Origin of the sequence: Catenulispora pinistramenti, assembly GCF_018274385.1 — a bacterium.
GTDB lineage: Bacteria > Actinomycetota > Actinomycetes > Streptomycetales > Catenulisporaceae > Catenulispora > Catenulispora pinistramenti.
The window spans coordinates 1-11,825 of sequence record NZ_JAAFYZ010000285.1; the positions used below are offsets into that span (position 1 = coordinate 1).

At 70.8% G+C, this 11,825-nt stretch carries 9 protein-coding genes and 1 pseudogene; 8 read left to right on the top strand and 2 right to left on the bottom strand.

What is annotated here, in order from left to right; genetic code table 11:
• Window positions 1–316, top strand: a 316-nt coding sequence (locus tag KGQ19_RS43705) for a hypothetical protein (RefSeq protein ID WP_212020684.1), incomplete at its 5' end; no start/stop codon positions are given.
• Window positions 317–381: 65 nt separating this feature from the next.
• Window positions 382–1,365, top strand: coding sequence for a hypothetical protein (locus KGQ19_RS43710; protein ID WP_212020686.1), 984 nt, complete (start codon window positions 382–384; stop codon window positions 1,363–1,365).
• A 47-nt stretch (window positions 1,366–1,412) separates the two neighbouring features.
• Here the strand turns inward: KGQ19_RS43710 and KGQ19_RS43715 are convergent, their stop codons facing one another.
• The gene (locus tag KGQ19_RS43715) at window positions 1,413–3,722 is read right to left on the bottom strand and encodes an XRE family transcriptional regulator (protein WP_212020687.1); all 2,310 of its coding nucleotides are present in this window, start codon (window positions 3,720–3,722) and stop codon (window positions 1,413–1,415) included.
• A gap of 479 nt (window positions 3,723–4,201) precedes the next feature.
• Between KGQ19_RS43715 and KGQ19_RS43720 the strand changes: the two genes are divergently transcribed.
• Complete coding sequence (locus KGQ19_RS43720) at window positions 4,202–6,484, top strand: glycoside hydrolase domain-containing protein (protein WP_212020689.1); 2,283 nt, start codon at window positions 4,202–4,204, stop codon at window positions 6,482–6,484.
• A gap of 146 nt (window positions 6,485–6,630) precedes the next feature.
• Here the strand turns inward: KGQ19_RS43720 and KGQ19_RS43725 are convergent, their stop codons facing one another.
• On the bottom strand, window positions 6,631–7,629 hold the full coding sequence (locus KGQ19_RS43725) for a LuxR C-terminal-related transcriptional regulator (RefSeq protein ID WP_307856693.1): 999 nt from the start codon (window positions 7,627–7,629) through the stop codon (window positions 6,631–6,633).
• A 356-nt stretch (window positions 7,630–7,985) separates the two neighbouring features.
• On the opposite strand from KGQ19_RS43725, the gene KGQ19_RS43730 reads away from it, so the two are divergent.
• From KGQ19_RS43730 to KGQ19_RS53185, 5 genes and pseudogenes are all read left to right on the top strand, one after another.
• Complete coding sequence (locus KGQ19_RS43730) at window positions 7,986–8,183, top strand: hypothetical protein (RefSeq protein ID WP_212020699.1); 198 nt, start codon at window positions 7,986–7,988, stop codon at window positions 8,181–8,183.
• Window position 8,184: 1 nt separating this feature from the next.
• Window positions 8,185–8,484: a hypothetical protein gene (locus KGQ19_RS43735; RefSeq protein ID WP_212020701.1), complete on the top strand. Its 300-nt coding sequence runs from the start codon at window positions 8,185–8,187 to the stop codon at window positions 8,482–8,484.
• Between the two features lie 47 nt (window positions 8,485–8,531).
• Complete coding sequence (locus tag KGQ19_RS43740; protein ID WP_212020703.1) at window positions 8,532–9,482, top strand: hypothetical protein; 951 nt, start codon at window positions 8,532–8,534, stop codon at window positions 9,480–9,482.
• Window positions 9,483–9,538: 56 nt separating this feature from the next.
• The gene (locus KGQ19_RS43745) at window positions 9,539–11,224 is read left to right on the top strand and encodes a CHAP domain-containing protein (RefSeq protein WP_212020705.1); all 1,686 of its coding nucleotides are present in this window, start codon (window positions 9,539–9,541) and stop codon (window positions 11,222–11,224) included.
• A 144-nt stretch (window positions 11,225–11,368) separates the two neighbouring features.
• Window positions 11,369–11,527, top strand: a pseudogene (locus KGQ19_RS53185) (XRE family transcriptional regulator); the annotation flags it as partial.
• Between the last annotated feature and the right edge of the window lie 298 nt (window positions 11,528–11,825).

Here is an 11,825-nt window from a genome sequence, read left to right on the forward strand (position 1 = left end):
TGCCAAGCCTCCGCCCCCCGGCGCCGGCGGCACTGTCACCTGCGTCTCCGGCAACGCGGTCGAAGGCGTCTGGGTCCAGGCCGACCAAGGCTCCGGTTTCGCCGCCTGGCAGCCCACCGTCAGCAACGGCTCGACCGCCCGGTACTCGCTGAGCCTGCCGCTCTACGAGAACTACTCGCTGCACGTCGGGTGCGGCGGGACTCCCGCGAACTGGGGTTGGACCGTCACCACCCAGGATGTCGGCGGCAACTCGAACAACTTCCTCTGCTACGACGTCCAGGGCGAGCAGTCGACCGGCTATTGCACGTTGCCGTGAGGGTGAGGGTCTGACTGCCCCCAGCCCCATCGCCCGCTCACCACTCGCAGGAACGGATCAAAGCCATGATGCAATCGACTCGCCGCTTCGCCGGCCTTGCCGGAGCGGCCTGCCTCGTCGTCGTCGGTGCTTCCGGCGCCGCGCACGCCGCCGTCCCGGCAGCGGCGCTCGATGCTGCCGCCTCCTGCTCGATCCCGTTGTCAGACCTCGAATACGCGCCGCTGGACGCCCACGCCCAGCCCACGGCGGCGTGGACGGTCGCCACCACCGTGGACCGCTTCGCGGCCGAGCCGGTGGGCGGGATCGCGGTGCGGATCGCCCCGGGTCCGGCGGTGGACACCGGGTGCGCCGCCACGATATCCGTGGCCGGGTACGCCACCCAGGGCGCGACGTGGGAGAGCTCCGGGCAGCAGCGATTTGTGGCGGCCGGCCGGCTGGTGCTCGACGCCGCGCACACCACCGGGGTCCTCAGGCCCACGCTGCCGAACGCCGTGCCCGGGCAGCCGTGCTACGCACAGTTCGACCTCTACTTCGGGGACACGGTGTTCGACGGTGGGAGCGGCGCGGGGCATGGAGCGCTGCCGCAGTATCCGGACGTCGTCACACCGACCGGACTGATCGCGGTCTGGAACGGGCAGAGCGCGGACTGCGTCGCACCGCCGCCGCGAGTGGCGCCGGTCCCGACCCCGACCCCGACGCACGCCCCCACGCCGGCCCGGACGCCCACGCGCGCCCCGACGCCGGGGACCCGGACGCCGACCACGCACCGGAGCACGCCGTCCTCGCCCACCCGCGCGGTCCCGACGGCTTCCACGCCGCCCCCGCCGACCACGACGCCGGCCACGGCGTCAGCCACGGCCTCAGCCCCGACGCCGACCACGACATCGGCCGGGGTCGCGGCGCCGCCGACCACGACGCCGCCCGGCACCGGGCGTATGGCGCACACCGGGGCGGATTTCGTGGGGGTGGGTCTGCTGAGCCTGACATTCCTCGGCGCGGGCGGCGGGATCTTGGTCGCGAGGCGGAAGGCTGCGCTGAGGCGCAAGTGACGAGCAGCCGTGCGCGGTCGCGACCTCCGCGGATCAGCCTCCGCGGATCAGTTAGTGGAGTTGCCCCATTGCTCCAGCAGCTGATCGGCCTCCGCTATGTCATCCGTGGCCTCCAGCGCGGCGAACCGCTCCCGGGCCGCGCGCAGCGTCGCCACGGCTTCGGCGTCCCGGCCGTCTCTGTCGTCCCGGCCGTCTCTGTCGTTCCGGCCGTCCCGGTGCAGGATCCGCGCGAGGGCGACCTCGGCCTTGGCCTGATACAGCGGCAGCCCAAGGCTCTGGGCCAAGGCGGCGGTCGTGCGGCAGGAGTCCTCGGCCGCGTCGTCCTCGCCGAGGCCTTCTTGGACGCGGGCCAGGGTCCAGTGGCCGCTCAGCCTGGCCATGTCGGCGATCATCCGCTTGGCCTGGCCGGATTGCGGGGCGCGGGCCACCTCCAGCGTCTGGCGGGCTTTCTCGGCGGCGTCGTTCGGCCGGTTCTGGAAGAGCAGGGCGGCGGACTGGGTCACCAGGACCGACAGGCGGCCCTCGATGTCCCCGGCCTCTTCCATCAAGCGGTCCGCCTGCTCGGAGTACCGCAGGGACGCGGCCGGGTCGATGGGTATCAGCGAGTGCGCCGCGTACTGGTAGCCCCAGCCTTGCTGGCGGAGGTCGCCGGCCTGCTCGGCGACGCGTACCGCGCTGAGGCCGATCTCCGCCGCCTTCAGCCGCTCGCCACCGGCGCCGTAGGCCCAGGCCAGGTTGTTCAGCTGGGTCGCGTGCGCGACGGCGTCGCCGAGTCGTTCGGCCGCGGCGACGGCGCCGCCGAACACCTCCCGCCAGTGTTCCCAGTGGTCCCAGTGGTCGGAGAACCAGTGGAAGGCGCCAGCCGTGGCCACGACCTCGCGGTCCCATTCCCGGGCGACGGCGGTGCGGTAGGCGCCGAGCCAGTTGTCGGCCTCGGTGTGCAGCCAGGCCGTGGCGGCGTCCGACGTCGACATGTCCACCGGCTCGCGCCAGTCGGCCGGGGCCGCGCCGTAGTCGGGTTCGAACCAGCGCCCGGCAGCGACCGCCACGCCGAGCAGCCAATCGGTCATGGCTTTGAGCAAGCGCTCCCGCTCCGCGGCTTTCTCCTCACGGGCCAGACGGTCGCCGGCGAACAAGCGGATCAGGTCGTGGAAGCCGTAGCGGCCGTCGCCGACCTGGGCCAGCATGCCCAGCTCGTAGAGCTCCTCCAGCAGATCCTCGGCATCGAAGACGCCGGCTTCGCAGAGCACGGACGCCAGGCCCGCCTCGAAGTCGGGGCCCGGGACCAGCGCCAGGCGGCGGCACAAGCGCTGGGCCGCGGGCGTCAGCTGGTCGTAGGACATCGCGAACGCGGCGGTGATCTGCAGGTCTCCGGCATTGATCTGCCCGAGCCGCCGCTCGGAGTCGGCCAGCCGGTCGGCGAGCTGCCGCGCGGTCCAGTTCGGCCGGGTGGCCAGCCGGTTGCCGATGATGCGCAGCGCCAGCGGCAGCCCGCCGCACAGCCCGGCCAGCTCGGCCAGCCCGTCCCCGCGTGGCCCCTCGGCCCCGCCGATGATGCCGCTGAGCAGGGCGAGCCCGGCATCCGCGGCGAGCGCGGGAACGGCCAGCCGCTCGACGCCCTCCAGCCCGGTCAGCAGCCGCCGGCTGGTGAGCAGCACCCGAGCGCGTCCGACACCGGGCAACAGGGGACGGACCTGCTCCTCGTCCCGGGCGTTGTCCAGCACGATGACCGCCGGCTGCTGCTCCAGCAACGCGCGCAGCTGCCCCGACCGGCCGTCCACGCCCTCCGGTATATCGCGGTTCCCGACGCCCAGCGCCCTCAAGAGCCGGAACAGCGCCGTCGCCGGCTCCAGCGGTTCAGCGTCCATGCCCCGCAGATCTACGTAGAACAACTCCAGGCCCGCGGACTCCGCCAACCGCCGCCCGGCCCGCACCGCCAGCGTCGTCTTCCCGATACCCCCGGGACCCGACAGCACCACCACCACCGACGCCGCCGGCCCGGAACCGCCCGCCAACGCCACGATCGTCCCGATCTCGCCGTCGCGTCCGGTGAAATCCGGAACCGCCCGCGGCGGCACGCACCACCCAGCAGGCGCGGTCACCGGCCGAGGCCGCCCGACCCCCGCCGTCTCCTCCAGCACATCCCGCTCGGCCTGATCCAGCCCCAGCCCGTCGGCCAGCGCCACCACCGTGCGCCGCTGCGGTCCCAGACTGTGACCCCGCTCCAGCCCCCCGATCGTCCGAGCACTGACGCCAGAAGCCTCCGCCAGCCCCTCAAGCGTCAGCCGGGCCCGCTGTCGAAGCCGCCGCAGCTCCGCGGCGAACGTGATCTCCCGGCGGTCATCTTCTGGAATCATCCTGCGCAGCTCCCACCCTCACGGCAACGATAGAGATCCAACAGCACGTTCAGGTCGGGAACAACAAGCGGCGGCCAGACATCGATCGGCCAGTCGGCGCGGCAGGCCTCGTAGGCCGGCAGGTCGACGGCGGCCAGCGACCGCGCGCAGGTGTCTGCCGCAGAATCCTGTCACCCCCGGCGGTGTCCCGCTCGGCTTGACTCTCGCGGCCTGCAGCGCGACCGCTAGCGCGACCTGCAGCGCCGCTGGCACCAAGGTGCCAGGCACGTTGGTGCCTCCGTCCTGACCTTCCGTCGCAGGTCAGGAGTTGCGAGAGTGCTTCTTGCCAGCCCGGGCGACACCAGGGGCGCCGGACCGGGATCACCGGCCCGAAGACGATCACCGACACCGGTTCCGATGGGGATGTCGCCATGCCGAAAACGGCTGCCGCTCGCTTTCAGCCCCCTTATACGTACATCCCTTTACGAGGAGTAGTAGACGTGATCCAACGACATCAACGCGCGGTGACTCTGGTCGCGGCCTTGTGTGCGGCGTTCTCCGCCGTCGCGGTCGGCAGTGCGTCCGCGACGGCGGCACCGCCGCCGGCCGCCACCCAGAGTGTCAGCACCCAGAGTGTCAGCTACCTGGGCCACCAGTTCACCGTTCCGGCCAGCTGGCCGGTCGTCGACCTCGGCAAGGCGCCGTCGACGTGCGTGCGCTTCGACCAGCACGCCGTCTACCTGGGGACGCCGGGTGCCCGGCAGGACTGTCCCACCCGGGTCTTCGGGCGGACCGAGACGTTGCTGATCCAGCCGGCGGCGGCATCCGCGGCGCCGGCCCACACCGCGGACGATGCCGTCGCGCGGGAGTTCGACACGACAGGAGACGGCTTCCAGGTCACGGCCACCTACAACAACGACCGCGCGCTGGCGCAGTCCATCTTGGCCAGCGCGGCTCTGCCGGCACCGAGTACGGCGCCCGCACCGAGCACGGCGACCGCGCCGAGATCCGACACGACGGCCGGCGGGCAGCGCACCCCGCTGGTTTCCGCCGCCGCCGTCGCGGCCGGCAGTACCGACTTCAGCGGCCAGGGCTTCGACGCCTGCGCCGCGCCGGACTCGGGTTCGATGAGTGCGTGGAAGAGTTCTTCGCCGTATTCCGCCGTCGGCGTCTACATCGGCGGCGCCAATCGTGGGTGCGCGCAGCCGAACCTCACCTCTGCCTGGGTCGACCAGCAGGCGTCGGCCGGATGGCGCTTCCTGCCGATATACGTCGGGCTGCAAGGCCCGGGCAACGGCTGCGGCTGCGCGACCATCACCTCAGCGAGCCAAGGCACCGCCGCCGCGGACGACGCCGTCAACGACGCCGCGGCTCTCGGCTTCCCCGCCGGCACCGAGATCACCTACGACATGGAGGGCTACAGCGGCGGCGGCTCCAACGCCTCGCTGGTGGTCGGATTCGAAGCCGCCTGGACCGCGGAGCTGCACGCGCACGGGTACCTGGCCGGCGTCTACGGAAGCATGTCGAGCACGGTCGACGACCTGATCAACAATTACGGCTCCGCCACCATGCCGGACGTCCTGGACTTCGCCAGCATCCCCGGCAGCGGCAGCAACACCGTCGCCGACCCCGGCATCCCCGGCGGCGACTGGCCCAACCACCAGCGCATCCACCAGTACACCGCGGGGCACAACGAGACCTGGGGCGGCGTCACCCTCGGCATCGACGGCGACTACTTCGACGTCCAGGTCTCCTCCTCCGCCCCGCCTCCGGCCGGTACGCCGCACAGCGGTTCCTCGGGTCTGACCGCCGCGTCCAACGGCGGATACACGACCGCTTGGAAGGGCGGCGACGGCTACCTGTGGCTGGCTGACGGCAACGGCGCGTCGATCTCGGCGAAGGGCAACCCGTGGCTGCTCGGCGTCGCGCAGAACACCACGCCCTCGATCGCGACCTTGCCTGACGGGTCCTGGGTCGCCGCATGGCAGGGTAATGACGGCTACCTGTGGCTGGCCAACGGTTCCGGAACGGCGATCACAGCCAAGGGCGAGCCGTGGCTGCTCGGTGTCGCGGCCGGTACGAGCCCGTCCATAGTGGCGCTGCCCGGCGGCGGCTGGCAGGTGGCGTGGAAGGGCAACGACGGCTACCTGTGGCTGGCTTCCGGCAGTGGAGTCAACATCACGGCCAAGGGCAATCCGTTCCTGCTGGGCGTGTCCGGTACCACGAGCCCGTCGCTGGCGGCTCTGCCCGGCGGCGGGTTCGAGGCCGCGTGGAAGGGTAACGACGGCTACTTGTGGCTGGCGACGGGTTCTGGCGCGTCGATCACGGCCAAGGGCAACCCGTGGCTGCTGGGCGTGGCGAACAGCCCGTCTTTGGTGACGATGGCCGACGGCAGCTTCGAGGCGGCTTGGAAGGGCGGGGACGGCTACCTGTGGCTGGCCTCCGGCAGCGGAGTCAACATCACGGCCAAGGGCAATCCGTTCCTGCTGGGCGTGTCCGGCACCACCAATCCGTCCCTGGCAGCCCTGCCCGGCGGCGGCTTCGAGACTGCGTGGAAGGGTAACGACGGCTACTTGTGGCTGGCGACGGGCTCTGGCGCGTCGATCACGGCCAAGGGCAACCCGTGGCTGCTCGGTGTGGCGAACAGCCCGTCTTTGGTGACGATGGCCGACGGCAGCTTCGAGGCGACCTGGAAGGGCGGCGACGGCTACCTGTGGCTGGCCTCCGGCAGCGGAGTCATCATCACGGCGAAGGGCAACCCGTGGCTGCTCGGCATCGCGTGAGGTAACCCACGAAGGCCGGACAACTGAATCCTCAGTGAGAGAAGCCCCGTGTTCCCCGGCCAAGGTCCAGGCCGGGGAACACGGGGCTACGCCACAACGGACTCTGATTCACCGGCCGCCTCCCGCACAAGCCCGACCCCGGCGCCTCACAGCCAGCCCTTCTTCGCGGCCTTGATACCGGCCTCGAACCGGCTGGAGGCTTCGAGGCGCTGCATCAGATCGGCCATGATGCGGCGAACGGTCCGCAGCGAGACGCCGAGCTTCTTCGCCGCGGTCTCGTCGGTGGTACCGCCGGCCAACAAGGTCAGCAGACTGCGCTCGGTGTCGGACAGCCCGGTCGCGGTGTCGACGGGATTGCCGACGTCCAGCGGGGCGGCGTGATGCCAGACCGCCTCGAACAGCTCCAGGAGGGAGGCGATGACGCCGGGCGCGCTGATGACCGCCACGCCGTAGCCCCGGATGCCCGGCTTCAGCGGGACGACCGCGATGCGGCGGTCGGAGATGCACAGCCGCTGCGGCAGAGTCGGGCTCGTGCGGATCTGGGCGCCCGCGGCCTGGAGGTTCCTTACGTACGTCAGGAGGGGCAGGTCGTTGCGGACGGCTTCCAGATACATCGTCCGCACCTTGACCCCGCGGCGCAGCAGTTCGGTGTCCAGCGGCCACGCGTCGGCGAGCGATTGCTCCGACAGCCCGGTCACCGGCAACAAGGAGTCGATGGACTGCGTGGTCGAATAAGCGAGCTGTTCGAACCTTGAGTGGATGGCGTCCGCACCGATCACGTGCTCGACCCGTTGTGCGGGATCACCGACGCCGCCGCCGGCGTCCAAGTCCGCTGTCACAGTCCTCGTGATCTGGTCCCGCTTCTCCTGGAACCGGCGCTGCTGTTCGGCCAGTTCCTGCTCCTGCTGGCGCAGCAGCTGGGCCAGCGCCGCCTCGGCGGTGATCGGCACGAGCAGTCCCGGAGTCTGCTGCGAGACCCGGACCAGTGCGCGGTCTGCGAGAACATCCAAGTACCGCCGGACCTCTGTTTCCTCGATCCCCAGCTGCTCGGCCAGATCGGTCGCTCCGGCGCCGGGCATGGCGGTCATCGCCATCCAGAGCCTGGCCAACGGTTCGGCCAGCCCGAGCCCGAGCAAAGTGGCCACTTCCACCCTCGTGCCTGTCGACATCCCGCCCCCAGCTGTGCAAGGACCCGCTCCCTCGACGCGTTCGAACATATTGTGGTCGAGCAGGCGGCCATTGGCTCGGATCTCTTACATTTTCTTACAGCCCTTCCGTACCTGTTCCAGACCCCTGTTCCAGACCTTTGCGCGGGGCTGATCTGCGGGTGCGCTGGCACCAAGGTGCCAGGCAGTTTGGTGCCACCCGGATCCCCTTCTTTCGCAGGTCAGGGCCTGGAAAAGTACTCCTTGCCAGCCGGGTTGCCCCGGGCGGGCCGACGCCGGACAGATCGCCGGACGTCGAGGAATCCCACACTTGCCCGCCGAACGGGGATAGCGCCATGTCTCAAACCACTTACATCGCAGTCCGCACCCGCACCCGCATCCGAACCCGAACCCGCACCCGGGTCGGCGTCGTGTTCTCGGCGTTGTTCCTCAGCGCTGTCGCCACGGTCGCCGGCTCGGTCACCGCCCTCGGCCACGGGACGGCGGTGCCGACGGCCAGCGGATCCATGCCGTGCACCATGTGCGGCGGCTGAGGTGGACCTGGTCCTGGTCCGCCTGACGGCGCCGGAGACCGTCCCGCCGCCGGCGATCAGCCCCGAGGTGGTCGTCGACATCCTGTGGTCGGTCAGCGTGCCGGACGACCGGCTCGAACACGTCCGGGCCCGCCACGGTCCCAACACCGGAGCCGTCGATCTGGCGGTCTTCCTGCGCATCGGTGCCACGCCGGCCGCGGAAGCCGCCGAGTCCCTGTGCCGACAGGCCGTCGCCACCGCTCCGGCGCTGTCCGACTGGTCGTTCGAGGTGCTCAGCGTTCTGCGCGGCAGCCGTCTCTAGTCCTCCTCCAGCATCCGGTAACTCCGGCCTCAACCCCAGGAAGCCTCATGAAGGAGCTCGCCAAATCGGTTCGCCCGCTCGTCCTGGCCACGACCGTGGTCGTCGGTCTCGGTCTCGGCCTGGTCACCACCGCGTGCGGCGGGCAGGCGGCACAGAGTTCCGCGGCCCAGACCTCCGCGGCCCAGACCTCCGCGGCGGCGGCTTCGGCCGGTTCGTCTTCCACCGGCGGCGTCGGCCCGGGCCTGAGCACGACACCCTCGACACCGGCCACATCGGCCACGTCTCCGGTGCCCGGCACCTCGGGGACTTCGGCGACGACCAGCCAGCCCTCGGCCTCTTCGACAGCCGGCTCCGCTCCGACAACCGCGCCGACCGCATCGGCCCGACCGAGTACGCCCCCTGCGACCAGGCCCGCGCCGCCGACCCATCCGACAGCACCGCCTTCGACCCCGATCAGCAGTCCGCCCGCGAGCTCCACCCCGGCCTGGCTTCCCGACCCCGGCGGAGCCTATGGCTGGCAGCAATCGGAGCCCGCGCACACGGTCTCGTGGGACGTCACGAGCAACGAGTCCATCTGCTACGGCCTCAACAAGGCGGCACAGATCCAGGAGCAGGGGTTCCGCGCCGAGCACCGGACCGCGACAGCCCGCCTGCAGACGTTCCAGTACGCCGACCCGACCGCCGCGACCGCGGCTTATGACAGTGGCCTCAAACAGATGGGTTCCTGCCAGGACCAACTGCGCGCGCAACAGGGCCGCTCGACCGCGCCGGTGTCGCAGGACGCGACCGTCGTCATGACCGCGGCGCTCGGCGACGGACACGCCTGGTCCGCCACCTGGACCGGCGTCGCGACCCCGATGAGCTCCGCCGGCCATCAGGTCGACCGCGTCTACCTGGTCCTGCAGGGCTCGACCGTGACCCTCCTCGAAACCGATGACTTCGGCGCCGGCAGTCCGGCGACCGACGACCAGGCGGCCCTTTCGGCCCTGGGTCGATAACGCTCCTCCATCGCTGGTTCCTGATTCACCAACACCACATCACCAGGAGTACCGTAATGCGCTCATACCGTAAAAGATTTGCCATCAGCCTACTGACTGCCGCACTGCTGACGCCGATGGCCATGGTGCTGACCGCCGGCTCGGCCTCGGCCACGACGGTCGGCGACACGATCGCCGCCGTCGCCGACGGGCAGATCGGCAACGGGTCGACCGGCCCGTGCGGGCTCGGATCCCGTTACGCGGGCTACTCCGCGCCCAACGGGCCGACCGACCAGCACAACAGCTGTGCGTCGCCGGGCAGCAACTCCGGCCAGTCCCAGGAGTGGTGCGCCGACTTCGCCGGCTGGGTGTGGAGCGAGGCCGGGGTCACCGTCGACGGCACCCTGAACGATCTGGCCAACAGCTTCTACGACTACGGACAGAGCCACGGCACCTGGTCCTCGACCCCGCACGTCGGTGACGCCGTCTACTTCGACAGCTCCATCAAGGGCGGCTACGGCCACGTCGCGATCGTCACCGCGGTCAACAGCGACGGCACCTTCACCGAGGTCGGCGGCAACGAAGGCAGCGTGGTCGGCAGCGGCAACAAGTGGAACTCGACGCCCGGGAGCCAGGTCGTCTGGACCGACAAGATCTATGACAGCAGCGGCAACTGGACCGGCGGCTACGCGGACGTCAAGGTCATGGGCTTCTCCAGCCCGGTCGGCGGGTCCACCCCGCCCCCGCCTCCGGCCGGTACGCCGCACAGCGGTTCCTCGGGTCTGACCGCCGCGTCCAACGGCGGATACACGACCGCTTGGAAGGGCGGCGACGGCTATCTGTGGCTGGCCGACGGCAACGGCGCCTCGATCTCCTCCAAGGGCAACCCGTGGCTGCTCGGCGTCGCCCAGAACACGACTCCCTCGATCGCGACCCTGTCCGACGGGTCCTGGGTCTCGGCATGGCAGGGTAATGACGGCTACCTGTGGCTGGCCACCGGAACCGGCACCGCGATCACCTCCAAGGGCGAGCCGTGGCTGCTCGGCGTGGCAGCCGGTACGAGCCCGTCGATAGTGGCGATGCCCGGCGGCGGCTGGGAGGTGGCGTGGAAGGGCAACGACGGCTACCTGTGGCTGGCCACCGGCAGCGGCACCACGATCACGTCCAAGGGCAACCCGTTCCTGCTGGGCGTGTCCGGCACCACCAGCCCGGCCCTCGCGGCCCTGCCCAACGGCGGGTTCGAGGCCGCCTGGAAGGGCGGCGACGGCTACTTGTGGCTGGCCTCCGGCAGCGGGACGAACATCACTTCCAAGGGCGAGCCGTGGCTGCTCGGCGTGGCCGACAGCCCGGCACTGGTGACCATGGCCGACGGCAGCTTCGAAGCCGCGTGGAAGGGCGGGGACGGCTACCTGTGGCTGGCCTCCGGCAGCGGCGCGTCGATCACGGCCAAGGGCAACCCGTTCCTGCTGGGCGTTTCCGACACCACCAGCCCGTCTCTGGCAGCCCTGCCCGGCGGCGGGTTCGAGACCGCCTGGAAGGGCAACGACGGCTACCTGTGGCTCGCCACCGGCTCCGGCGCCTCGATCACGGCCAAGGGCAACCCGTGGCTGCTCGGCGTGGCCAACAGCCCGGAACTGGTGACGAAGGCCGACGGCAGCTTCGAGGCGGCTTGGAAGGGCGGCGACGGCTACCTGTGGCTGGCCTCCGGCAGCGGAGTCAACATCACGGCCAAGGGCAACCCGTGGCTGCTCGGCGTCGCGTGAGGCACTGGCAGCCGTGATGACTCCGCGGCCCGAGACCCTTTCCGGGTCTCGGGCCGCGGTTCGTCGCGCGCCGCCGGCCACCGCGGGCGGGGGTCCCGATGCCGGCCGCGATCACGTCCGCGATGTGCGGGCTGGTGGCCAGGGCAGCTTCTTGTCGAACCGACCGGCCGCCGGATCGCTGGCAAGTGGGTGGGGTTCGGCAAGAACTTCGACGTGAACACGGGCCCGTGGGAGCTTGTGTTTCTGGACCCGTCCACTGCTCCGAACACGGTTGAACGGTACAGCCAGGCGCCAACCGAGTAACTGACGCGTCAGTGCGATCAAGCCCTGGCGCCAGTGTGGTGCTACTAAGCGGAGTACCTGAGGAGATAGGCGGTCCGCAGCAGATACGCGCCGCGCGCGGTCGCGAGTTCGACGAACTCCTCGTCCCCGCGCTGTTTCTTGAGCTTGCTTCTCATCCGACCCTCCGTCGCCGCCGGCACAGTTGTGACGCACCGGCCGACGGTTCGCTCCCAAGCGCAGCTCAGCGGCCCGGCCGACGGGGTGGACGGGGTGTCGTGGGACGGGGCGGGCGGGGGAGTCGTGAACGCGTTGTCGGTGG

Bases quoted from the DNA above. Each gene is read 5' to 3' on its own strand.
- KGQ19_RS43710 (WP_212020686.1), top strand. From the start codon at position 382: ATGATGCAATCGACTCGCCGCTTCGCCGGCCTTGCCGGAGCGGCCTGC.
- KGQ19_RS43730 (WP_212020699.1), top strand. From the start codon at position 7,986: ATGTCTCAAACCACTTACATCGCAGTCCGCACCCGCACCCGCATCCGA.
- KGQ19_RS43745 (WP_212020705.1), top strand. From the start codon at position 9,539: ATGCGCTCATACCGTAAAAGATTTGCCATCAGCCTACTGACTGCCGCA.
- KGQ19_RS43740 (WP_212020703.1), top strand. From the start codon at position 8,532: ATGAAGGAGCTCGCCAAATCGGTTCGCCCGCTCGTCCTGGCCACGACC.
- KGQ19_RS43715 (WP_212020687.1), bottom strand. From the start codon at position 3,722: ATGATTCCAGAAGATGACCGCCGGGAGATCACGTTCGCCGCGGAGCTG.